Source organism: Limnohabitans sp. MMS-10A-178, from assembly GCF_003063375.1.
GTDB lineage: Bacteria > Pseudomonadota > Gammaproteobacteria > Burkholderiales > Burkholderiaceae_C > Limnohabitans_A.
Genome location: NZ_NERY01000002.1, coordinates 18,907 through 42,790, shown reverse-complemented (window position 1 = coordinate 42,790; position 23,884 = coordinate 18,907). Strand labels below are relative to the sequence as shown.

Annotated in this window: 22 protein-coding genes; 12 read left to right on the top strand and 10 right to left on the bottom strand. The window is 56.2% G+C overall.

Features of this window, described 5'->3' with window-relative positions:
- Nucleotides 1–3 precede the first annotated feature (3 nt).
- The 4 genes from B9Z32_RS09150 to B9Z32_RS09135 all read left to right on the top strand — a co-directional run bounded on the left by B9Z32_RS09150 (nucleotide 4) and on the right by B9Z32_RS09135 (nucleotide 3,625).
- Complete coding sequence (locus B9Z32_RS09150) at nucleotides 4–273, top strand: DUF2933 domain-containing protein (protein ID WP_108331434.1); 270 nt, start codon at nucleotides 4–6, stop codon at nucleotides 271–273.
- Entirely contained in the window at nucleotides 254–922 is a 669-nt protein-coding gene (locus B9Z32_RS09145) for an isoprenylcysteine carboxylmethyltransferase family protein (protein ID WP_199219980.1), read from the top strand. Before B9Z32_RS09150 ends, B9Z32_RS09145 begins: the two co-directional genes overlap by 20 nt.
- On the top strand, nucleotides 888–1,175 hold the full coding sequence (locus tag B9Z32_RS09140; RefSeq protein WP_108331432.1) for a hypothetical protein: 288 nt from the start codon (nucleotides 888–890) through the stop codon (nucleotides 1,173–1,175). The genes B9Z32_RS09145 and B9Z32_RS09140 overlap by 35 nt, the downstream gene beginning before the upstream one ends.
- A 113-nt stretch (nucleotides 1,176–1,288) precedes the next feature.
- Entirely contained in the window at nucleotides 1,289–3,625 is a 2,337-nt protein-coding gene (locus tag B9Z32_RS09135; protein WP_369909935.1) for a copper-translocating P-type ATPase, read from the top strand.
- A gap of 113 nt (nucleotides 3,626–3,738) precedes the next feature.
- On the opposite strand, the gene cadR is transcribed toward B9Z32_RS09135, so the two are convergent.
- On the bottom strand, nucleotides 3,739–4,215 hold the full coding sequence (cadR, locus tag B9Z32_RS09130; RefSeq protein ID WP_108331431.1) for a Cd(II)/Pb(II)-responsive transcriptional regulator: 477 nt from the start codon (nucleotides 4,213–4,215) through the stop codon (nucleotides 3,739–3,741).
- A gap of 181 nt (nucleotides 4,216–4,396) precedes the next feature.
- Here cadR and B9Z32_RS09125 point away from each other — a divergent pair, with 181 nt between their 5' ends.
- The 8 genes from B9Z32_RS09125 (at nucleotide 4,397) to B9Z32_RS09090 (ending at nucleotide 14,302) form a co-directional block, all read left to right on the top strand.
- Nucleotides 4,397–6,559: a cation-translocating P-type ATPase gene (locus B9Z32_RS09125; protein WP_233248270.1), complete on the top strand. Its 2,163-nt coding sequence runs from the start codon at nucleotides 4,397–4,399 to the stop codon at nucleotides 6,557–6,559.
- A 103-nt stretch (nucleotides 6,560–6,662) separates the two neighbouring features.
- Entirely contained in the window at nucleotides 6,663–7,016 is a 354-nt protein-coding gene (czcI, locus tag B9Z32_RS09120; protein WP_108421131.1) for a cation efflux protein, CzcI family, read from the top strand.
- Between the two features lie 152 nt (nucleotides 7,017–7,168).
- Nucleotides 7,169–8,449 (top strand): TolC family protein, encoded by a 1,281-nt coding sequence (locus tag B9Z32_RS09115; protein WP_108421130.1) that lies wholly within the window; start codon nucleotides 7,169–7,171, stop codon nucleotides 8,447–8,449.
- Nucleotides 8,450–8,481: 32 nt separating this feature from the next.
- Complete coding sequence (locus B9Z32_RS09110; protein ID WP_233201015.1) at nucleotides 8,482–9,018, top strand: hypothetical protein; 537 nt, start codon at nucleotides 8,482–8,484, stop codon at nucleotides 9,016–9,018.
- An 11-nt stretch (nucleotides 9,019–9,029) separates the two neighbouring features.
- Nucleotides 9,030–10,160: an HlyD family efflux transporter periplasmic adaptor subunit gene (locus tag B9Z32_RS09105; RefSeq protein ID WP_108421129.1), complete on the top strand. Its 1,131-nt coding sequence runs from the start codon at nucleotides 9,030–9,032 to the stop codon at nucleotides 10,158–10,160.
- Nucleotides 10,161–10,172: 12 nt separating this feature from the next.
- Nucleotides 10,173–13,292 carry an efflux RND transporter permease subunit gene (locus tag B9Z32_RS09100; protein WP_108421128.1) on the top strand — a complete coding sequence of 1,040 codons (3,120 nt, stop codon included), beginning with the start codon at nucleotides 10,173–10,175 and terminating at the stop codon, nucleotides 13,290–13,292.
- Nucleotides 13,293–13,341: 49 nt separating this feature from the next.
- Nucleotides 13,342–13,716: a hypothetical protein gene (locus B9Z32_RS09095; RefSeq protein ID WP_019425173.1), complete on the top strand. Its 375-nt coding sequence runs from the start codon at nucleotides 13,342–13,344 to the stop codon at nucleotides 13,714–13,716.
- A 58-nt stretch (nucleotides 13,717–13,774) separates the two neighbouring features.
- Nucleotides 13,775–14,302 carry a hypothetical protein gene (locus B9Z32_RS09090; protein WP_158268200.1) on the top strand — a complete coding sequence of 176 codons (528 nt, stop codon included), beginning with the start codon at nucleotides 13,775–13,777 and terminating at the stop codon, nucleotides 14,300–14,302.
- Between the two features lie 243 nt (nucleotides 14,303–14,545).
- Here B9Z32_RS09090 and B9Z32_RS09080 read toward each other — a convergent pair whose 3' ends face one another.
- The 9 genes from B9Z32_RS09080 to B9Z32_RS09040 form a co-directional block, all read right to left on the bottom strand.
- A complete protein-coding gene (locus tag B9Z32_RS09080; protein ID WP_108421126.1) occupies nucleotides 14,546–14,884 on the bottom strand; it encodes a YnfA family protein in 339 nt (112 codons plus the stop codon).
- A 99-nt stretch (nucleotides 14,885–14,983) separates the two neighbouring features.
- Nucleotides 14,984–15,748 (bottom strand): DUF4395 domain-containing protein, encoded by a 765-nt coding sequence (locus B9Z32_RS09075; RefSeq protein ID WP_108421125.1) that lies wholly within the window; start codon nucleotides 15,746–15,748, stop codon nucleotides 14,984–14,986.
- A 54-nt stretch (nucleotides 15,749–15,802) separates the two neighbouring features.
- Nucleotides 15,803–16,543, bottom strand: a complete 741-nt coding sequence (locus B9Z32_RS09070) for a heavy-metal-associated domain-containing protein (RefSeq protein WP_108421124.1) — start codon at nucleotides 16,541–16,543, stop codon at nucleotides 15,803–15,805.
- A 94-nt stretch (nucleotides 16,544–16,637) separates the two neighbouring features.
- Complete coding sequence (locus B9Z32_RS09065; RefSeq protein WP_108421123.1) at nucleotides 16,638–17,039, bottom strand: DUF305 domain-containing protein; 402 nt, start codon at nucleotides 17,037–17,039, stop codon at nucleotides 16,638–16,640.
- Nucleotides 17,040–17,198: 159 nt separating this feature from the next.
- Nucleotides 17,199–17,579 carry a hypothetical protein gene (locus B9Z32_RS09060; protein WP_233248218.1) on the bottom strand — a complete coding sequence of 127 codons (381 nt, stop codon included), beginning with the start codon at nucleotides 17,577–17,579 and terminating at the stop codon, nucleotides 17,199–17,201.
- A 67-nt stretch (nucleotides 17,580–17,646) separates the two neighbouring features.
- Entirely contained in the window at nucleotides 17,647–20,790 is a 3,144-nt protein-coding gene (locus B9Z32_RS09055; protein WP_108421122.1) for an efflux RND transporter permease subunit, read from the bottom strand.
- A gap of 16 nt (nucleotides 20,791–20,806) precedes the next feature.
- Nucleotides 20,807–21,934: an efflux RND transporter periplasmic adaptor subunit gene (locus B9Z32_RS09050; protein ID WP_108421121.1), complete on the bottom strand. Its 1,128-nt coding sequence runs from the start codon at nucleotides 21,932–21,934 to the stop codon at nucleotides 20,807–20,809.
- Nucleotides 21,931–22,485, bottom strand: a complete 555-nt coding sequence (locus tag B9Z32_RS09045) for a hypothetical protein (protein WP_233248216.1) — start codon at nucleotides 22,483–22,485, stop codon at nucleotides 21,931–21,933. The genes B9Z32_RS09050 and B9Z32_RS09045 overlap by 4 nt, the downstream gene beginning before the upstream one ends.
- A gap of 35 nt (nucleotides 22,486–22,520) precedes the next feature.
- Nucleotides 22,521–23,801, bottom strand: a complete 1,281-nt coding sequence (locus tag B9Z32_RS09040) for a TolC family protein (protein ID WP_108421119.1) — start codon at nucleotides 23,799–23,801, stop codon at nucleotides 22,521–22,523.
- Nucleotides 23,802–23,884: the final 83 nt, after the last annotated feature.

Genomic DNA, 23,884 nt, shown 5'->3' with positions numbered 1-23,884 from the left:
TTCATGAACCAATCCCAGCCTGACGGCCCCCCGTCCTTTTGGAAGTCGCCCGCCGGCTTGAGCCTGCTGGTCGCGGCCCTGGTGGGTGGCTACTTTCTACTCACGGAGCACCGGGCTCACCTGTTCGGCGCGCTGCCCTACCTGCTCTTGCTGGCTTGCCCCGTGATGCATCTATTCATGCACAAGGGTCACGGGCACGGGGGTCATGGGGGATCCGGTCAGGGCCACAAAGACCACAAGGAAGGACCTAGCCGTGACCAGCGCGAGCAATGACTATGGGCTGTGGGGGCTGGTGTTCCTCAACGTGGGCGTGTTCGTGGGCTTTGCCTACAGTTTTTTCAAGCCCACCACCTTGCGCGATTGGCGCAGCTTTGGGGCCTACACCGGCTTCATCGTGGCACTGTTCGCCGAGATGTATGGTTTTCCGCTCACGATCTACCTACTTTCGGGTTGGCTGGGCCAACGCTTTCCGGACGTCAACCTCTTTGGACACGAGGCGGGCCACCTCTGGTGGCTGCTCACCGACCAGCAAGGCGACCCGCACGGCGGAGTGATGCATATCCTGAGCTTTGTATTCATCGGGGGCGGCTTCTGGCTGCTATCTAATGCCTGGCACGTGCTCTACCAGGCCCAACGCCGACATGAACTGGCCACAACAGGCCCCTACCGCGTCGTGCGTCACCCTCAGTACATCGGTTTCGTTGCCATCATGGCGGGATTCCTTCTGCAGTGGCCCACGCTGTTGACGCTGGCCATGTTCCCCGTGCTGGTGGTCATGTATGTCCGCCTGGCCATCAGCGAAGAGCGCGACTCTGAAGCAGCGTTTGGTGAGGCTTGGCAGCGCTATGCAGCCATCACGCCCCGATTCATTCCTCGACGCGCCAAGCATGAGAAGTCCGTCATCGACCATCAAGGCCGCTGAGCTCGCCTCCGGCTTGGGCGCCATCGTCTTGGGGGCGGGGCTCGCACTGCTCGTGCCTAAAGTGCTTCAGCGCTTCGCGGTGGCGCTCTTGATCGTGGGCCTGCTGGTGCACGGGGCGGGCATGACCCTCAAGTACAGGCTGGAAAATCGTGCAGGCCCGCCACTGCGGTGGGAACGCGCCCTCTTCTGGCTGTGCTGGGCTTGCCTGATCGGTCTGGCCGGCTGGATGGGGGTACGCCTACTGGCCAGTTAGAGATCGGCCCCGAAGACGTTGAAGCCAGCGAGAAAAACCACAAGGAGAACGGCGTGCAACGTCACCCTGACTTGAAAAGTACTTCCGAGCCGGGCGCTCCTGACCGGCCCCTCATGACGCACCAGGCCAGCACGGTCGCCGCTGGACAGGCCTACACCTGCCCCATGCACCCTGAAGTTCGGCAGCCTGCGCCGGGACAGTGCCCGATCTGCGGCATGAATCTGGAGCTTGAGGGCACCGGCTCCAGTCACATGGCAGACCACCATCACCATGGGCATCACAAAGCAGTGCCTCCATCCAAGCCCGTCAGCGATTCGGTAACCGCTGCGGACCACGACGTCGCGTTCACCTGCCCTATGCATCCCCAGGTGCGGCAGATGGGTCCGGGCAACTGTCCCATCTGTGGCATGGCGCTGGAGCCGGTGATCGCGACAGGGACGTCCGGCGAAAGCGCCGAATTGCGCGACATGACGCGGCGCTTCTGGATCGGCCTGGTGCTGTCCTTGCCCGTGCTGGCGCTGGAGATGGGGGGGCACCTGCTCGACATCAAGCATCTCGTCGGAGCTCAGACTTCCAATCTGATCCAGATGCTGCTGGGAACGCCCGTCGTGCTCTGGGCCGGCTGGCCCTTCTTCGTGCGGGGGTGGGCCTCCATCCAGCATCGCAGCCTCAACATGTTCACGCTCATTGCCATGGGCACGGGTGCGGCCTGGATCTACAGCATGTTCGGCACGCTCGCGCCTGGCTTGTTCCCGGCCGAGTTGCGCGGCCAGGAGGGTGCCGTCGCGATCTACTTTGAGGCCGCTGCCGTGATCACCGTGCTGGTGCTGCTCGGGCAGGTGCTCGAACTCAGGGCGCGGGAGAAAACCTCCGGGGCCATCAAGGCCTTGCTCGACCTGGCACCCAAAACGGCGGTTCGTGTGTCGGCCAGCGGTATCGATGAAACGGTGCCTATCGACACCATCCAGGTGGGCGAACTGCTGCGCGTGCGCCCCGGCGAGAAGGTACCGGTGGATGGTGAACTCACTGAAGGCAAGGGCACGGTGGACGAGTCCATGGTCACGGGCGAGCCCATGCCCGCGGTCAAGGCGCCGGGTTCCAAAGTCACGGCCGGCACTATGAATCAGACCGGCGGCTTCGTGATGCGGGCTGAGAAAGTTGGCGCCGACACCCTGCTCTCGCAGATCGTGCACATGGTGGCCGCCGCCCAGCGCAGCCGCGCCCCCATTCAGCGGATGGCGGACATGGTCTCGGCATGGTTCGTACCGGTCGTGATTGCGGTTGCTCTGCTCACATTTGTCGTGTGGCTGCTGTGGGGGCCGAGTCCGGCATTTTCCTATGCGCTCATCACCTCTGTGGCCGTGCTCATCATCGCCTGCCCCTGCGCACTGGGGCTGGCCACACCCATGTCCATCATGGTCGGCGTGGGCCAAGGTGCCCTGCATGGCGTGCTGATTCGCGACGCTGAGGCTCTGGAGCGCATGGAAAAAGTCGACACGCTGGTGGTCGACAAGACGGGGACGCTGACCGAGGGGCGTCCTCGCGTGGTTCACATCGAGCCCGCGCCCGGGTTCTTGCCCGATGATCTCCTGGTCAAGCTGGCCAGCGTAGAGCGCGCCAGCGAGCATCCGCTGGCCATGGCCGTGGTGGCTGCCGCGCAAGAGCGCCACTTGCCCCTGGTCGAGGTCACCGACTTTGACTCGCCCGTGGGCAAAGGCGTGCTGGGCAAGGTGGGCAACGTGGCTCTGGTATCCGGCGCTGCCAAGTTCCTGGCCGAGCATGGTGTCGATGTGACTCCGCTCCAGGCCGCCGCCGAACTGCAGCGTACCCAAGCGGCCACGGTGATCTTCGTGGCGCTGGACGGTCGGCTCGCCGGCTTTGTGGCCATCGCCGACCCCATCAAGGCCACGACCCCTGCCGCCCTCAGGAGTCTGCGCGAGGCCGGCGTGCGCATCGTCATGCTCACGGGGGATGGCCGCACGACGGCCTTGGCGGTAGCGAAGGAACTTGGGATCGACGAGGTGGTGGCCGAGATCTTCCCCGAGGACAAAGCCAAGATCGTGCAGCGGCTGCGCAGCGAAGGCCGCGTGGTGGCAATGGCCGGTGACGGGGTCAACGACGCGCCAGCCCTGGCTGCCGCCGAGGTGGGCATTGCCATGGGCACCGGGACCGACGTAGCCATGGAAAGCTCGGGAATCACGCTGCTAAAGGGGGACCTTATGGGCATCGTGCGGGCACGCAAGCTCTCGCACGCCACCATGAAGAACATCCGGCAGAACTTGTTTCTGTCCTTCGCCTACAACGTGGCAGGTATCCCAGTGGCGGCCGGCGTGCTCTACCCTTTCTTCGGGCTGCTGCTATCTCCGATCGTAGCGGCTGCAGCTATGGCGCTGTCGTCGGTAAGCGTGATTGCCAACGCGTTAAGACTTCGAGCCGCGAAAGTCGACTGACGCCGCCCGGTTCTAGACCGAGTCATGACGGGGATGAAAGACACCCGAGCGTGGCGGCCACCTTCGAAGCTTGGGATCATCACTACACAGCGAGTAGTTCTCCTGAGATCCCCTCAGGGTGACTTGCGTTTCCCGGAAACCTTGTGGGTTCCATGTACGTGACCATCGTAGGGCGTATCAGTCGCAGGCTCGGCAAGCGATGCCCGCGACAAGCCCGAAAGTACGCCGCACTCATCGACCGCGCCACCGCCTGCACAACTGTTACGCAGGTCGACCAATTGCTTTTGCAGGGATTTCAGTTCCTTGATGCGGACTGCCACGTGCTTGATGTGCTCGTCGACCAAGTTGTTGATGACGGAACAGTCCTTCGGCGGCGAGTCTTTAAATTTCAACAGCGCGCGAATCTCATCCAATGTCATGTCCAACCGTCGGCAATGCCGGATGAATGACAAACGCTCTACATGCTCAGGTCCGTACACGCGGTAGTTACCTTCTGTCCGGGCGGTTTGAGCGAGTAGTTCCTCACGCTCGTAGTACCTGATGGTCTCAACTTGCGTATGAGCTGCCTTGGCGAGATCTCCAATTTTCATGAACACACCTCGGTGAGCGACTTGGCTTTGATTCTCGAGCGATTTTAGCCACTTGACACTGAAGTGGCTACAGGGTTTCTAATACCTCAACGAGGAAGAAATCATGATTACATCTTGCGAAAGCACAAAGCCACAGATCTGCCAGAGTGAAAACTGCTGTTCAGCAGTGGCATGCACGACCATGGCGCAACCTGACCAGGACATGGCACAGATGCACTCAGACCATCCACAGAAAAAGTTCCGTATCTCCAACATGGACTGCGCCTCAGAGGAGTCCGAGATCCGGCGCGCCGTGGATAGCATCCCGGGAATCGAAGCCCTGCGATTCGATCTTGGGGCACGCCTACTCACCATTTCCGCGAGCCAAGCTGCACTGCCAGACGCACTGCAGGCGATTCGAAAAGCGGGCTTTAAGCCTGAGCCCATCGACGAAGACGCCAACACCCCTTCGGTTACGCGTACTGCGGCTGCGACGTTTTTGGACGTATGGGGAAAACTTCTGGCCGCGCTCGGCCTGGCATTGGCAGCAGAGTCGATCGCGTACGCCTTCCCTGCAACGACCTGGCTCAAAGCCCTTGGCATGGGCATGGCATTGGGTGCCATTTTCCTTGCGGGCTTTGGAGTCTACGCAAAGGGGATGGCTGCGCTTCGGCAAGGACGATTGAACATCAACGCCCTCATGTCGGTAGCCGTCACAGGCGCCTTCCTGATCGGTCAGTGGCCCGAGGCAGCCATGGTGATGGCGCTCTACGCCATTGCGGAGGCCATTGAGGCCCGCGCGGTCGATCGTGCGCGAGGCGCTATCAAGAGCCTCTTGGCTCTGTCCCCCGAGCAAGCCGAAGTGCGCCAGGAGAACGGTGGCTGGCTTCGGATTGGCGTCAAATCTGTTGCGCTGAACTCCGTGGTACGTATCGCTCCGGGTGAGCGTGTTCCGCTTGATGGCACCGTACTGGCGGGTCAGAGCGCAGTCGATCAGTCACCTGTGACAGGCGAAAGCCTGCCGGTGGACAAGGGACCTGGTGATGAGGTTTTTGCCGGAACCATCAACCAGGCATCTGCTCTGGAGATCCGGGTCACGTCTGCAGCCTCGGACAGCACGCTCAGCCGGATCATTAAAGCCGTCGAGGAAGCTCAGGCCACCCGCGCACCGACGCAGCGATTCGTTGACCAGTTCGCCGCGATCTACACACCTGCGGTCTTCGCCCTTGCACTGCTGGTTGCCGTCCTGATGCCCTGGGTGGCAGGGCTCACGTGGCTTGAAGCGGTCTACAAGGCTCTGGTCTTGCTGGTGATTGCATGCCCTTGCGCCTTGGTCATCTCCACACCTGTTTCGGTGGTGAGTGGTCTGGCCGCCGGCGCACGCCGGGGCATCTTGATCAAGGGAGGGGTTTACCTGGAGGAGGCCCGAAAGATCAAAGCCGTCGCCCTGGACAAAACCGGCACCATCACCGAAGGGAAGCCCAAATTAGTGGCGTTCGAGCCCATCGCGCCCGACGAGCCTGAGCAACGGGTAGAACTGCTCGCAAAGAGCCTGGCTGCGCGTTCAGACCACCCCGTCTCGAAAGCGATTGCTCAAGGCCTAGCGGTACAAGCCCAAGAAGTCGAAGCATTTGAAGCTGTCGCAGGTCGTGGCGTCCAGGGGGTTATCGATGGCCACCCCTACATCCTGGCCAATCACCGCTGGATCGAAGAGCGCGGCCAGTGTTCTGCGCCATTGGAAGCACGCCTCGCAGTTCATGAAGAGGCAGGACGAACTGTGACCATTTTGGCTAATCGGGACCGGGTGATCGCGCTGTTCGCTGTAGCGGACACGATCAAACCGTCATCTATCGAGGCCATTTCCGAGATGAAGGCGCTGGGGGTCGTTCCCATCATGTTGACCGGTGATAACGCCGCAACGGCGCGCACCGTCGGACACTTGGCAGGCATTTCAGAAATCCGAGGCAACCTGCTGCCTGAGGACAAGCTCAAGGCGATTGAAGAGTTCCAAGGAAAATACGGTGTGACGGCCATGACCGGTGACGGCATCAATGATGCCCCGGCACTTGCAAAGGCGAACATTGGCTTTGCGATGGGCGCTGCGGGCACTCACACAGCTATGGAAGCGGCTGACGTCGTCGTCATGAACGACGACCTGCACCGATTGCCCGAGACGATTCGCCTATCCAAACGGACCCATGTCATTTTGTGGCAGAACATCACCCTGGCTCTGGGCATCAAGGCGGTATTCCTGCTCATGGCCATCTTTGATGACGCGTCTATGTGGATGGCGGTCTTTGCCGACATGGGCGCAAGCTTGTTGGTGGTTTTCAATGGGCTGCGCCTTCTCAAGACCGCCAAGTGATGGCTCTTGGCCGCCACCAGCTCGCCCCATTGACCTCAAAATTCCTGAGGTCAACGACTGGGGAAGTGGCGCCGAAAGCCTGAATCGACTAAACTATTAACTTATGAAAAAGTTCTTGGCAATCTTCTTGCTGGTTCTGTTACCCTTGCAATTTAGCTGGGCAGCAGTGGCTAGCTATTGCCAGCATGAAAGCGGTGTGACCGCCAACCACCCGGGACATCACACCCATGACCATGCGTCAGTTGACCACCAAGAGTCCAGCAAAAACTCACCCCAATCGGCGGGCATGGACCATGACTGTGCCACTTGTCACATGGGTTGTGCCGCTGCCCTGGTCAGCGATCTGAGCAAGACCACATTAGCAGCCTCTGACGATCACCCGCTTCACCTTCAGGTCATTGCTTCTCATATGGCAAGTGAACGTCCTGAACGGCCTCAATGGCCCGTGCTTGCCTGATCGGCGAGCCTCGGGTTTCTTTACCTTTCCCTCTTTTCGAATCCCCTGTGTGCGGATGCACATGACGCTTTGCGCGTTGTGCGTCATCGCCTAGCGACGTGTTGTCGCTGCTCGCTGATCTCCTTGGATGTTTTCACCATTGGAGATGAGCTATGAGTTTGTACAAAAAAAGATCGGCACCGATTCGAATCGCGCTGTCGGTCATGACCCTGAGTGGCTTGGTGCTGACGGCCCAAGCACAAGGCACATCCGCCGCCGCGTTGAGTGGATCGGTGTCCTTGAAAGATGTTTTCGAAACGGCGTGGCAAAGGCAACCCGAGGCGCACGCGCTTCAATCGCGTCGCGATGCCGCCCAGGCCCAGGCCAAAGCCGCGTCGATGCTGTCCCCCGAGCCGCCCTCGCTGGAGATAAGTCAGCGATCAGACCGGATGACAGGCAACAGCGGTGCGCGGGAAGCTGAGGTGGGTATCGCCGTTCCCATCTGGCTACCCGGACAACGCACGGCCAGTACCGATCTGGCGCAAGCTGAAATCTCGTTGGTTGAGCGCAAGCTGCTCGCCTCACAACTGCGGCTCGCCTCTTCCGTCAGGGATGCTTGGTGGGGCTGGTTGCGAGCTCGCGTCGATGCTGAACTGGCGAGCGAACAACTGGCCAATGCACAACGCCTCGCCGCTGATGTTGCCAAACGGACCAACGCGGGTGATCTGGCAAAGTCCGACCAGCATCAAGCCGAAGGCGCTGTCGCTGCGGCCCAAGCGCATGCCGCCCAAGCTCAAGCTGCATCTGCCGCAGCCTTGGCACAAGTGATGGCGCTAACAGGCAGGACGGCACCGGCAGACTTGAAAGTCAACGCGGCGGTGGAGCCAACGCCAGATTCGACCCCACATACGGGTGCGTCAGTGGGGCATCCCTTGTTGGCTGAACTGGAGGATCGCATCACGATGGCCGAGCGGACGGCTCAGCTGATCAGCGCCCAGAGGCGATCCAACCCGGAACTCACGGTGGCCACCACGCGCGGCCGTGGGGCATTTGGAGAACGCTATGGCCAGACTGTGCTGATTGGCATTCGCGTGCCCTTGGGTGCAGGCCCTAGGCATGACGCCCGTCTTGCGACTGCACAAGCCGAAGCGATAGAAGTGCAGTCACAACTGGTCCTCGAGCAGGCGCGCATTCAAGCCGACAAACAAGGCGCTGCTGCTCGTCTGGAGGCCGCACGCACTCAACTTGATGCTGCGCAGCGACGAGCCCAGCTGGCCAACGAGTCCCGCAGCTTTTTTGACAAGTCGTTCAGGCTGGGCGAGTCGGATCTGCCCACCCGCTTGCGCATTGAAGCAGAGGCTGCAGAGGCCGCGAGACAAGCCGCTCGAAGCCGAATTGACCTGGCCTCCGCCATTTCGGCATTGCGGCAGTCCTTGGGCCTGCTGCCTCAGTGATGCTGACACCCCTCAAAAATTCAAGGAACACCATGAAGATCATTCATTCAACAGTCGCCACCTTTATGGCGCTGATATTCACATTACTCAGTCCTATGGCCATTGCCGGTGCGGGTCACGATCACGCGGAAGCTGCGCCAAAAACCCAGGGAACAGCACTGCCGCGTTTCGTCGCGTTTTCAGAGGATCTGGAAATGGTCGGCATTGTCAATGGCAAGCAGCTGACGATTTACCTGGACCGTTTTACAGACAACAGTCCGGTCAATGACGCCCTAATTGACATCGATATTCAAGGCGGCAAATACAAAGCCGAAAAACATGGCGTAGGTGAATACGAAGTCATCCTCAAGGACACGCTCAAACCTGGCGTCATTGCCATCACCGCAACCATTCAGGCCGGTGAACTGAACGACCTGCTGACTGGCGAACTCGATTTGCACGAGGACGAAGATGAACCTGTCAGTGGTTCTTCTTGGAAAGGCATCGCCCTGTGGATCGGCGGGGGGTTAATGGCCCTGATGGCATTAGGCGCGATCGTTCGCTTTCGTCAACAAGCTCGTACGGCCTAAGGAGCCTCAGCATGAAAACAATCAACACTTCAAAAAAACGCCACTGGATGGCACTGGCCACTGCTTTGACCCTTACAGGTGCTGCGCTGCCTACGTACGCGGGCGAAGGCCATGACCACGGCGCTGCGCCTGCGACGGCCAATGCCAATGGTCCACAGCGCATGGCCGATGGCAGCGTGTTTCTGCCCAAACCAGCCCAACGCCAACTGAATGTGCGCACGATGGTGGTGGAAACCGCTGAGCTGCCACGCGCCTTTGAACTCAATGGTCAGGTACTGATGGACCCCAACGCTGGGGGCAAAGTCCAGCCCATCAACGCCGGACGCATAGAACCCGGCCCTAATGGCCTGCCCAACGCAGGGCAAACCGTCAAGAAGGGTCAGGTATTGGCCTACGTCGTCCCTGCGTTCGCCCCCCTGGAGCGGGCCAGCCAGTTGACTCAATTGGCCGAATTTCGCGCTGCCAAAGCGCTTGCCGAAAAGCGTTTGGCACGTTTGCGCGAGTTGTCGGACACGGTGCCGCGCAAGGAAGTGGAAGCCGCAGAGAGTGAGGTGCTCAGCCTGACCGATCGCATGTCGGCCGTCGGTGGCGGCCTCAGCAGCAAAGAAGCACTGGTCGCGCCCGTTTCTGGCGTGATTGCCTCGGCGCATGTCGTGGCAGGCCAAGTGGTGGACACGCGGGAATTGATTTTTGAAATTGTCGACCCGAAGCGGCTGCGCATTGAAGCCTTGGCTTTTGATATCTCAGTGGCCAACAACATCGGCGGTGCCACATTGGCTGTCGGCGACCAGCGCACGCCACTGGTTTTCATGGGTGCAGCGCGCAGTTTGCGAGAGCAAGCTCTGCCGCTGAACTTCCAAGTGCAAAGCCCGGAACTATTAGGCCTGGCCGTTGGACAGCCCGTCAAAGTCTATGTGCAGTCCAAGCAAAAGACACAGGGTATTGCGGTCCCCCAGTCGGCACTGATGAAAAACGCTGCCAATCAGAACGTGGTGTGGGTCAAGTCTGCAGCTGAGCAGTTTGAACCCCGCACGGTGACGTTCGAGCCCCTGGATGGAGCGCGCGTCACGGTGATCTCGGGCTTGAAGTCTGGCGATCGTGTGGCGACCCAAGGTGCCACGCTCATCAATCAAGTCCGGTAAAGGGGTCACGATATGTTCAAGTGGCTTCTCGAAAATAGCCTGACCAACCGGCTTCTGGTGTTGATAGCGGGTGCCGTATTGATGGCTTACGGGGCATTCACATTGTCTCGAACGCCAGTCGATGTCTTTCCCGATCTCAACAAACCTACTGTGACGATCATGACCGAGGCGGGTGGCATGGCGCCTGAAGAGGTCGAGCAACTGATTACCTTTCCTCTGGAGACGGCCATGAATGGCTTGCCTGGGGTCGAATCGGTTCGTTCGACCTCTTCTGCTGGCCTGTCCTTTTTGTATGTCACCTTCAACTGGGACACGGAGATTTTTCGGGCACGCCAACTGGTGTCTGAACGCCTCTCGTCCATGGAAGAAGGTTTGGCTGCCGGGGTAATACCACGGATGGGGCCGATCAGCTCCATCATGGGTGAGATCATGCAGATCGCTATTCCTGTCGATCCGCAGAAGATCTCCCCTATGGCCGTGCGTGAGTACGCCGACTGGGTGCTCCGGCCTCGACTCCTGGCCATCCCCGGCGTCGCACAGATCATCCCCATTGGCGGCGAAGTGCGCCAGTTTCAGGTGCAGCCCAACACAGCGCGCCTGTCGGACTTGGGTATCTCCTTGGACCAGTTGGAGTCGGCGTTGCGCGGGTTTTCGGCCAACACCTCAGGGGGATTTTTGGAGCTCAACGGGCGCGAGTACCTGATTCGAAATCTTGGTCGCACTTCCCGCCTGGAGGACTTGCGCAATCTGGCTATTACCGCCAAGAACGGTCAGCCCATCTTGTTGCGCCAGATCGCTGAGGTCACTTTTGCCGCAGCCATCAAACGTGGGGATGCAGGCTTTGAAGGCAAGCCAGCCGTGATTCTGGGCGTTCAAAAGCAGCCAACCGCTGACACGACCCGTTTGACACAGTCGATTGAAGAAGCGATTGGGGATCTCAAGGCATCCCTTCCTGCGGGTATGGAGGCACCCCGTGTGACCTTCCGACAAGCCAGCTTCATTGAGGCTTCTATCTCGACGCTGCAAGGCAAGTTGATCGGTGCGTCGCTGTTTGTGGCCGCGATCCTTTTCTTCTTCTTGGGTACGGTTCGCCCCACCATCATCGCGCTCACCGCCATCCCAGTGTCCATCTTCATCACGGCACTGGTGTTCAAGTATTTTGGCTTGTCGATCAACACCATGACGCTTGGAGGGCTGGCGATTGCCATTGGCGGACTGGTGGACGATGCCGTGGTGGATGTGGAAAATATCTTGCGGCGCATGAAAGAAGACCGCGCCAAGGACCCAAGCCAGCGCCTGTCGCTGCTCGCGCTCGTGGCCAAGGCGTCCATGGAAGTCCGCTCGGCGATCCTCTATGCGACGGTGATCATCGTGCTGGTCTTCCTTCCGCTTTTTGCTTTGCCGGGCCTGGAAGGCAAGTTGTTTGTGCCGCTGGGCATTGCCTTCATCATCTCGACACTGGCCTCTTTGTTGGTGTCGGTAACGATGACGCCGGTGCTGAGCTACTACCTCTTGCCGGGCATGAAAAACCTGGACCATGGCGACACCAAAGTGCTGGCATGGCTCAAGCAAGGCTACAAAGGCAGTTTGCAAAAAGTGCTGGACAAGCCACGCGTGGCGATAACCAGTGCATGTGTGGCGGTAGTGTTTGCAGCGGCGTCTGTTCCGTTTTTTCCGACCACCTTCTTGCCCCCCTTCAATGAAGGGACGCTGCTGGTCGGGATACGTCTGAACCCGGGCGTGACCTTGACCGAGTCCTCTGACCTGGCACGCCAGGCGGAAGTGCTGGTCAAGCAAGTGCCCGAAGTGCTGCATGTGGGCAGGCGCAGCGGACGTGCTGAACTCGATGAGCATGCCGAAGGCGTTCATGTCAGCGAATTAGACGTGGGCATCAAACCCTCAGGCGAGTTGACGCGCTCGATGGATGAGGTCCGTGCCGACATCCGTGCACGCTTGGTCAACCTGCCTGCTTCGATTGAGGTGGGGCAACCCATCTCACACCGTATCGACCACATGCTGTCGGGCGTGCGCTCCCAAATCGCCATCAAGATTTTTGGCGAAGACCTGGACGTGCTGCGCGGGCAAGCCGATGCGCTGCGCTCACGGCTGTCAGGCATCGAGGGCATAGCTGACCTGCAAATCGAAAAACAAGTTCTTGCGCCCCAGATCAAGGTACGGTTGGACTATGCGGCAGCGGCGCAATACGGCCTGTCTGGCGCGCAAGTGCTTGCCACACTGCAGACCTTGGTGGAAGGTGAACGTGTCACGCAAATCATGGAGGGAGGTCGCCGCTTTGCGTTGGTTGTGCGTTTACCAGAATCCGCACGATCGCTGGAAGGCTTGGGCCAGGTGTTGATCGAAACACCCTCGGGCAGAATTCCGCTGTCCAAAATCGCAACGATTGAAGACGCCGATGGTCCCAACCAAATCAGTCGAGACAACGGCAAGCGGCGTATCGTGATTTCTGCCAACGCTTCGGGCCGCCCATTGTCAGAAGTCGTGGCCGACATACGCAAAGTGACGGCGGATTCTCGATTGCCAGAGGGCTACTTCATCACCCTTGGAGGACAGTTTCAGGCGCAAGAAGAAGCCTCACGCCTGATCTCTTTGCTCTCGGTGGTCTCTGTGGTGTTGATGTTTGTGGTGCTTTACAGCCGCTACAAGTCCGCCGTTTTGTCGGCCTTAATCATGGTGAACATTCCCTTGGCGCTCGTGGGTGCCGTGTTGGGTCTGTGGTTGTCAGGTCAGCCCTTGTCGGTGGCCGCCTTGGTCGGCTTCATTACGCTGGCGGGCATTTCGGTGCGTAACGGCATTTTGAAGGTCAGTCATTACATCAACCTGATGCGCTTTGAAGGAGAGTCCTTCACCAAGCCCATGATCTTGCGCGGTTCGATGGAACGTTTGAGCCCGGTGTTGATGACGGCCTTGGTGACTGCCTTCGCATTGGCACCATTGCTCTTCGAGGCCGAACGCCCCGGCACCGAAATTTTGCACCCGGTCGCCGTGGTGATTTTCTCGGGCTTGATCAGCTCGACGCTGCTCGACACCTTTCTGACGCCTGCCATGTTTTGGCTCTTTGGCCGCAAACCTGCCGAGGCGCTTTTACAAGACAAAGATGCTGAAGCATTCTGACCATTCATTCGTTTCTTCAACCTCAACCAAAACCTCAAAAGGACATCTCATGAAATTTCACACGCTTTTGATCACTTCGTCGCTTTTTCTCAGCGGACTCGCATGGGCAGGGCCACACGATACAGATCACAAACCCATGCAAGGGGGTGTTTTGACCACCGTCAAGGATGTTGACTACGAACTGGTCGCCAAACCTGATGTGCTGCAGTTGTTCGTGCGTGACCATGGCAAACCCGTTGACGTGAGTAAAACGACGGCAAAAGTCACACTGCTTTCTGGCGCTGACAAGCAAGAAGTTGAGTTGAAACCAACAGGCGACAAGCTTGAAGCCAAAGGTAGCTTCAAGGTAGCTCCTGGGACAAAGGTTGTTGCTCAATTCAGTTCAGCTGGGAAAACCACTTCTGCACGTTTTGTTCTGAAATGAGGCGTTTACAACTTACTTGTATTTGCCACAAATGGTGGATCAATTTTGGGAAAATATTATGAAAACTTGGATTACTAAAACAATCGTCGTCTCAGCTTGCGTACTTGGCATCGCAGGTTGCGCTTCACCCGTTGATCGAATGGCTGAGAAGCCATATTGCCATACGCATTCAGGAAGAAATGCTTACTGCACAAAAGATCCTGCACCCAGCATTGCCAAAGATGATGAAGCAAAGTCGTTTGCCTCAGTGCCAGAAGCTCTAACGGTTTACGTCTTGCGTTATAGGGACGACGGACATCATCAGTTGGACATTTCTGTGGATGGTGGCGCAGCGATGGAGACTGTTCCAAACTCCATGATTCGCCTGCGATTAAAAGAGGGGACTCATCAAATCACTTTCAATGTTGGAGGTAAAACGTTTGACCGAACAATTTCAGGTACGAAGGGAGAAGTTCGGTTGTTGGGAATTACGGGTACTGATTATTTTTGGGGCAAATCTTCACATCAGTGGACGAATGACTCAGTGGATCAACTCAAACAGCGCGCACTGCGTTCTCGTTTGATCAAAGACATCACTTTGCTTTGATGCTCCGAGGCCATCCGCCATGACTGATTGTCATTGGCGGGATTGCTTCAACCTGTCTGGACAAGTACCATCTTTACTCCGCAAGACTTTGGATGGTCTTTGTAGCACTTGTTGCTCTGATGTTCTGGAAGCACCTGCCATGCCAAGCTGTCATTGGGAATGGTTCGTTTGGAGAGTTTTGAGCATGACTCTGAGAAGCGGGGGCAGCGCTTATCGCCTAGACACTCGAAAGCACATGCTGAGTCAAAGCGACACGTTGCGCGGTGCAAAATAAATCACAGCCACTCCGGCAAGCACGAGTGATGCGCCTACCAAGTCCCAGCGATCAGGCAACACGCCATCGACTAACCACAGCCACAAGACTGAAATAACGATGTATACCCCACCGTAGGCGGCATACACACGTCCAGCAGGATGTGGATGCAGCGTCAGCAGCCACGCGAACAGGCCCAAACTTGCTGCGGCAACAATCAACCACCATGGAGACGCACTTTTCTTGAGCCATAAGTACGGCAGGTAGCAACCAATAATCTCTGCGCAGGCGGTCAGTGCGTACAGGCTCAATGTTTGGATAGGTGTCATGAATGCGAGTGCCTTTGGTGAACGTCCGGGAAATGTACGTGCTGGTGTTTTTGACTAAAGGACGCATTGGGGGCTGTGGGTCACGCTTGCTACCGGTGGTTACTTGCAACCATTGTGCAGCTTCCACTTTTCCTCATGACCTATCTTTTTAGCAAATTCGGGAACACGACAGCGTTCTTCTTCAGCAGGACTGACTGAGCCGGATGGAACGCTAGGCTCTACGCTTCGAGCTTGCGGGGGTGTAGCAAAAAGAATGGGCGACAAGACAAGCAGCAATCCAACATAGACAGCAGCAATCAAGGCTTGATGCCAAGCCAGCTTCTGTATGGGTTCGCGGTCTTTAATTTCGCAAACATTACCTGGGCAAAGTTGCGCCTTCTCTTTATTAAACAGGTTGTACAACTTACAGCCAACACAAATACCAAATGCTGTCTCAAAGAACAACAGCATCAGACAGATTAGGCAGGTAATCATATTGATGGGGCCGCGCACGTCGTTGAGTACGACGGCATACATCATCAAAGTTGCCAAGGCTAGGCCTATTCCCCAAGCAAAGCGTTTCTGTGGAGCACCCACATATTCAGCGGTTTGGTTGTTGACCATCCATCTCGCCATGATGAGCGTCGGGGCATAGCGGGGGTTAATGATGACTCGAATAAAGAAGTCAATGAAGAAAGCAACGATGACTAATTTAGTTGGCGAGAAGTCACCTTTGAACCATGCGGTAATGAAGGCAATCAGCGCAAACAGGAACATGATTCCTGCAGCACCGCGGGCTTCTCGCTCGTTCAGAACTCGGACGGGGTAGTTGGGATGGTCTTCACCGAATTGGAATAGTTGTGTCATTACTGAATTATCAGTCATTTAATTTTTGCCTTAGGTGACTTGCCCCCTTCAGAAGCAATGGGCAAGGTTAACTTAGATCATCGCCAGCATAAGGACAGCCATCAATACCATACCAACGTCTTCCACGATAGTGACTGTACTCATAGGCAGCTTGAAAACAGTACCCAAGCAAGCACATTGAATTTGAGTTTTATTTGCCACCGCTTTAATCACACCTAAAGCTGAAAAACTCATCAATGCAAGAGTGACCCAGTTGGTGAACAAGGGATTAAAGTTTGAAAGGTAGGCCAGCCCTAAAAACAATTCAAAGAAAGGATAAATCAAACCCCAATTTCGCCACCTGCTTGCCAGCAGGTCATAGCCAGAATACGCGTCGGCAAACGCATTGAGGTCTAGTAACTTGAAAAATGAAAAAACCAAAAAGAAACCTGCCATGAAATAACGCATAATTTCCATAGCTTCCAAACCAGCCATACCAACCAATCCAACTTGTAACAACACACTGGCAATCAAAATGTAAGCGGCAATCAACAACAAAGGTTTGTAGGTCTGCAGCCAGCCGGCTTGACTTGACGCGTGTACTGGTAATTGACCGATGGTCGAACCGGATACCAGTTCGTAGGAGCCAGCCGCCGCCACAATTTTTTTGATAGTGCTTTCATCAGCCGCTGGATCTGTCAGAGTCACTTGCATGGGCGATAGACTGACCTCAACGCTACCGGCCAGCGGTTCAAGGGCTTGGCTTACTTTTTTGACGCAGGCCCCACAGTGCAGTCCCGTAAGGCCATAGGTCACAGTTGAATGTTGTTTCATGATGTACCAACTGATTATTTTCAAAATCTTTAAAAGAATTAACTTTGAAAGAGCATCTTATTTGTGAAGAATTTTTTTGAAAAGTTGAAGTCTTTTATTTTGAATCTTTCAAGAATTGCTTCATTTCAGCAATTTCTTTTTTCTGCATTGTGATAATTTCTTGGGCAAGTTGACGGATCTTTGGATTCTTACCATGTTGTAAAACTACTTCTGCCATTTCAACAGCTCCCTGATGGTGTGGAATCATGGCGGCAAGAAAATCTTTGTCAGCATCTCCTGTGAATTTTATGTCCATGCTCTTGTGCATGTTGTCATTAATTTGCTGATACTTTTTTGTAGATGCCGTTGTGGTTGACTTGCTTGATGCAGAAGCGCTATTTCCTGCGTGCGACCCATGCCCGGCATGTGGATCGGTTACTTTGGCTTGCGCCGAAACTTTGTAGTAGCTAAATGCTAAAAAGAAAATCAAGATAATTTTGTATGAAGCACTTTTCATTTTGATAGATCCTTAAATTATTTGTAACAGTCTAATGGTGATGGAAATACATTGGGCATGAAAAAGCACACTGAAGATACTTGTCAAAAATACCAACAATACGCAAGTATTTAAGTTGTTTAAGTTTCAATCCAAAGCTCACAATTGAAGTCAACTTTTTTACTTAATCGTAAAACGCACGGTCATGCTCTTGCCACCCACATTACTCAGTGCCGCGACCAGCTTGTCACCTTTGCCCAGCTTAACGCCCAAGACACGCAGCGTGTTGTCACCTGCTTCTTTAATGTCTGCTTCAATTTTGTTGCTGCCCTGCAAAACAGTCAGCTTGCCAGTAATGCCTTTAGAGGCCATGGGCTTGTCATGGTCCATCAGATAAATGGTAGCACCATCAGGCTGCGCTACCAACTCAAAGCCAATGTCATTAACCATCTGCACGATGCCGCCATGTAGCGGCTTGGCAGTACCGTGAGCCAGAGCGGTATTAATGCACAGGCAAGAAAGGGCCAAGCTCAATGCTGAAATTAAATACTTCAACTTCATTTTTCATATCCCATTAAAAAACGTGATGCACTTAAAGGCGGCACCATAAAGCCTGTAGAAAAAATCCTCAGAACGCATCTTGCACTGATTTTTTTGATTCATCTTCAGTGCCAGTTTGCTTCAATAACCGATCGGTTGCATCAGCGCCGTAACGCCAAAACAGCAACGGTGTGAGCAAGGTGTCAAGCAGCGTAGAACTGATCAACCCTCCAAAGATAACCACCGCCACAGGATGCAGAATTTCCTTACCAGGCGCATCACTGGCCAGCAGCAGTGGCGTCAAAGCAAAGGCTGCTACCAAAGCCGTCATAAGCACCGGCGTCAGTCGCTCAAGTGAGCCGCGTACGATCATCGCTTGGCTGAAGGTCTCGCCCTCAAATCGGCAGAGGTTGATGTAATGACTGATCTTCAAAATACCATTTCGAGTTGCAATGCCCGCTAAGGTAATGAAGCCCACCATGGTAGCTACCGACAGCGTTACGCCTGCCAGCCACATTGCCACAACGCTTCCGATCAGTGCTAGCGGGATGTTGGCCATGATGATGCCGACCAACACCACCGAGCGATATCGAGAGTAAAGCACTAGAAACATGAGCCCCAGTGAAATCAGGGACAAGCCCAAGATCTGAGCGGCAGCCTGCTCCTGAGCTTGAAATTGACCCTCAAGGTTAATGAAGCTACCAGTGGGCAACTCAGTGGAAGCAATGGCTTGGCGGATGTCGCTAACGATGCGTCCCATATCAGAGCCATCGCTGTTGGCATAGACAACAATTCGCCGACGGCCGTTCTCTCGTCCGATTTGATTAGGGCCATCGGCTTCGGTCACGGTGGCAAAACTTGATACTGGTAAGCGGCCAGCCGGCGTGTCAACCAGCATGCGTGCCAGATCCTGCGGACTGCGCTTGTCGTCAGGAAGTCGCAGTACCAGCTCGTAGCGCCTGGCCCCGTCCACAATTTGTGAACCATGGGCACCATCCGTCAAGGCTTTCAGAATGCGCAGTGCCTCACCAGGCGGCAGACCTGTTTGCGCCAGACGCTGCGGATCAAGACGAACGATGATCTGCGGAATCAGCACCTGCTTCTCCACGGTCAGGTCCACCAAACCGGGAATGGTAGCCAACTTGGCGCGCATCTGTTCAGCCAAACCACGCAGCGTGTCGGTATCGTCGCCATAAATCTTGACCGCGATCTGCGCACGAACGCCCGAGAGTAAATGATCAAGACGGTGCGAGATCGGCTGACCAATGGCAACTTGGGCGGGCAACACAGCAAGTTGGGTGCGAATAAGCGACATCACTTTCTCGCGATCTACTGGCTTGCCATCGCGATGCAAGTCCACGTCGATTTCGGTTGAGTGGACGCCCTCGGCATGTTCGTCGAGTTCAGCTCGTCCGGTACGGCGACCCACTTGACTTACGCCAGGTACCTTGCCAATCAGCTGTTCAGCCACAGCGCCCATGCGATTGGACTCTGCCAGAGAAGTGCCTGGGTTGAACAACAAAGACAGGACCAATGAGCCCTCGTTAAACGCAGGCAAAAATGCGCGAGGAAAAAAGGGCACACTGGCTGCGGCTAAAGCGACAGCCACAACCGCAGACAAAATCAAGCCCCGTGCCCTTGGAAAGGACCAGCTGAGCAGCCTTCGGTCCCAAGCCTTCAGGCGCGTCACGAAGGGGCTGTCACCATGTCCCAGTTGTTTCATCTTTGGAAGCAAGTAACTGCAAAGTACAGGCGTCACTGTCATCGACACCGCCATGGAGGCCAGGATTGAAACGATGTAAGCAATACCAAGCGGCGCGAACAGACGGCCTTCGATGCCTGGTAGCGCAAACAAGGGCACGAACACCAGCACAACGATGACTGAGGCGTAAACAATGCCTGAGCGCACTTCAACGCTGGCCTGCTGAACTACTGTCATAACCGACTGTGGTTTCGCAAGGGCTCGGTTTTCTTTGAGACGACGTAAGATGTTTTCAACATCAACTACGGCATCGTCCACCAACTCACCAATTGCAATCGCCAGCCCACCCAATGTCATGACATTGATCGACTGATCGAGCCAGCGAAACACCAAGGCCGTCACTGCTAGCGACAGTGGAATGGCAACCAAGGAAATCAAGGTGGTGCGGACAGACAGCAAGAACGCAAATAAAACGATGGCCACAATCACCGCACCATCGCGCAGCGCCTCTGTAACGTTGCCAACGGAGGCCTTGATGAAATCGGCCTGTCGGAACAGCACTTCTGGTTTGGCAAGCCCTTTAGGTAGGCCCGCCTGAAGATCAACCAAGGCTTGCTCAATCTGTCGGCTCAGCTTAACCGTATCAGCGGCAGGCTGCTTTTGAACGCTTAGGATCACAGCGGGCTGTCCTTGATAACCAGCATCACCGCGCTTGAGACCAGCAGCGAAGCGAACTTCAGCCACCTGCTGCTGCAGCACGGGCCGACCGTTCTTCCAAGCGACGGCCATGCCCTGCAAATCCTCTAGGCGCTGGGTACGGCCCATGTGACGAATAAGGTATTCCCTGCTGTTCAAATCGATGAAGCCACCCCCAACGTTGCCGGCATACCCGCGCAGTGCCTGCTCTATTTGACTCAGCGAAATACCCAGTTGAGCCATGCGCACCGAGTCTGGCTCTACGCGCAACTGACGCACCTCGCCGCCAATGGGAATGACCTGAGAAACGCCAGCGATGCCGAGTAAGCGAGGCCGCAGTACAAAGTCGGCATACTCTCGGGCCTGCATGGGGTTAGCTGCGCCCTCCCCGCCTTGCAGTGGCAGCGCGATCAGCATGATCTCGCCCATGATGGAAGAGACAGGTCCCATCACCGGCGTAATATCAGCAGGCAGTTGACTTCGCAGCTGTGCTAAACGCTCGGCGACCAATTGCCGATTGCGATAAATGTCAGTCCCCCAATCGAACTCTGCATAAACCACAGACAGGCCAATGCCCGAAGTGGAGCGAACGCGAGTTACACCAGCCATACCGTTGAGCGCTGTCTCGATGGGAAAACTCACCAGTTGCTCAACCTCCTCGGGAGCCATGCCACCTGCCTCGGTCAGCACCGTGACGAGCGGTTTGTTAAGGTCAGGAAACACATCGACAGGCGTGCGCCAAGCGGTCATGGCACCATAGACCATGAGTAAGGCTGCAAAGGCCAAAACAAATAGCCGATTGCGCAAACTGTATTGAACGATCCAATTGAACATGATGATCTGGCTCCGTTCAACGAATCTGCGCAACCAGCGCAGCGCCTTGAACCAACACGCGGTTGTCAGCGGCTAGCCCCTGAGTGACCAACACTGTGACTGCGTCTAGCGGCTGAATCTGAACCGGTTGCGGCATGAAGCGCTCAGCGCCAGTCTTGATCCAGACAATGGGTTCGTTTGACGGGCTGCGCACGACAGCAGACGCCGGCAAAACGATACCCTTTCGCCGCTCCTTGAGCGCCGCGACCAATGTCACAGTTTGACCAACTGCAAGGGGTGCGGCTCCAGCAACTACTGAAACTCGAAAGTTCAGCGGCAAGACGCCGTCACGCAAGGACCGTCCAGCCCCGACCATTTGCAGCTTGACGCCCTCGACCCCTGCCAGATGAGCCGCGCCCAGACGACTGCCGAGCGACACATCAGGTGTGCTGGCCTCCACCATCAGGCGCGCAGGATCAATGATCTCAATCAACACCTCGCGTATATCCACGATCTGACCCGCTTTCACATCGGCACGTGCAATCACACCTGAGACCGGTGCTCGCAGCGGCTCACGCGAATCTAAACTTTCTGCAATGCGCTTTTCACGTTCGGTCAGGGACTGAACATCTATGCGTGCGGCGTCGATGTCCTTGCGAGGTACCGTGCCTTCAAGGGACTCCAACCGGCGTAGGCGCTGCTCTGCAATCTCTCGAGCAGCTTTCAATTCCGCGCGCTGTGATTGTTGAGCTGCTAGGGCAAATGGATCGGCATGATGGCGCACCCAAACCAGAACCTCGCTTTGCTTCACAGCCTGACCCGCCATAGGCAATCCGCGCGGCCCAGGCTCAACGCGACCACCATGGGTAGCCTGCACTTGACCGCTGGCGTTGGGATCTGCAACGATCCTGCCTGGCAACTGGATCGTAGCCGCAGCCTCTGTCTCGGGGGCTAATTGGGTCCGCAGTTCCATGCGCCGCTGTGCGAGCTTGGGGACATTCACGCTGCCATCAGGCATGCGCGCTAGCCCACCCACAGAAGATGAAGGTGCTTGATCCAAGTGTTCGCCATTCGGTCCGTGTGCACCGGGGCCGGCCCAAGCAGAAAGGCAACTGGCCAACGCTAGCGTGGCTACCAGTGTTCCAAAAGAAGAAAGACTTTTCATACTTGACCTCCTAGGGAGAAACGACGCTGACGCTGATTGCGCAGGCGTGCAACTGCAATGCCAAGCAACACCAAACTAGCCAAAGCTCCAAGGGCCCACCACTCCCAATGAAAGTGGTGATCATCAATGGCCAAAGAAGCTGGTACACGCAACACCGCGTCCAAGAGGTCGCTGTCCTTTCCCGCAATCACTGTAATTACAAGCGGGTGTTCACCAGGCGTGGAAAGCTTTTGAAGCATTGCCGGGTCATCGATTGTGTAATCACCGATTTCGGCGCGGAATTTAGCCTGTGCCTTCAGTGCCCCAGACTCAACTTCGACTTGTGCCTGCAACAGAGGCTCGTTCGTCACAAAGCGGTCAATGAAAATGGACAACTCACCTCCCGCAAGCGTGCCAACCAACTCGAAGGTATCTGAATTAGCTTCGATTCGAAGACCGGCTTGCATTGGGTTGTCCGTCTTTGGCGAATCCAGGTGCTCGCCGTTGGGGCCATGTGCACCAGGGCCAGCCCAGGCCAACACGGGCATCACCGCCAACAGGCTGGCAGTCAAGACTGCCCCTATTGATTTGAAAATAAATGGATGAATCATGGAAGTAAGCCCAAAGTTTGTTCAAGGCGAGAAATCGCCGTTTGATAATTGATTTGTTGACGCGCCAAGGCACTCTCGGCGCTAACGGCTGCAGCCAACGCACGCAGCATTTCAGGCAAGGCTGTTTCACCGGCACGGAATGACTTATCAATCAGGCGTGCGCGTTCGGCCAGCAATTGCGCCCGTTCCCGCTCAGCTTGCAGTTGAGCCAGACTCAAGCTCAACTGACTCTGCGCCAATATCACTTCGGCCGTCAGGCGCTGGCGCGTTCGCAACACTTGAGTTTGTGCAACGTCTAGCTCGCCCAGCGCCGCAGCAATGCGTGGTTGCTGGTAGACCTGTCCACCCAAAGGCACCCGAAGTGCCACCACCACACTGCTTTGCAAACCTGCGCCTTGCCCCGGTCGCTCTTGTCGCATGCCAAGTGAAAGTTCTGGCGAATCCGAACGCTGAACTCGTGCTAAATCTGCTCGACGCTGGCCCAAGTCCACCGCTGCGTTAGCGAGAACGAGTTCTGGATGGGTGTCTGGCAATTGCGCTAAGGCAGGGGCAGCCCTCGTTTGCAATTTCAGGGAAGTAACACCAGTGAGCAAGTGCCAGTGAGACTGCTGAACAGCCAAGGCTTGTCGCGCTGCGACTGCTTGCGCTTGTGCCCCAAGCAACTCTGAGCGGGCAGCTAAAGCATCCGATGGTGAGAGGTCACCCGCGCGCACGCGCTTTTCAACATCTTGCGTCAGTTGGCCTAAGTCTTGGACCTGCCGTTCCGCTTGGTGCAATTCGGCCTCAGCCAGATGCAATAAGCCAATTGCTTCACGCAAGCGCCCTGCCAAGCGCAGACGCTCGGCCTGATCTCTGGCATGTGACAAACCCAACTGAGATTGAGTTGCTTGACCTCCAGCGGCACGCTGTCCTGGCCACCAAAGGGGAAACGACAGCCCAAGCTCTGTCTCACGGCTTCCAGAAGGGGTGCCAGCTTTTCCATCGCGCTGTCCCAAGCTGAACGCAGGTTCTGCTGCAAGCCAGTTTTGGTTGACTGCTTGATCAGCCTGCACAATGGCCAAACGACCGCGTGATTCAGAAGCCTCTAATGAACGTTGCCATGCAGCCTCAAGCGCTTGATTGAGCGTTAGCGAAACCTTCTCAGCAGTGAGTGAAACTTGTTTAGTGTCTTGTGCCCGCACTGAAGCGGAAACAGCTAGAGCCATGTAAACCAGCACGCAAGACATCAAAGCGCGGGTTGACTGCCATGGCCCAAACCATGTCAATAAATTCATCATATGTATAGACCATACGCACCAGTTCACATACGCCACAGACGCAGTGAAAAGGGCAAAACCAAAAAACGCACTGCGCAAGTTCA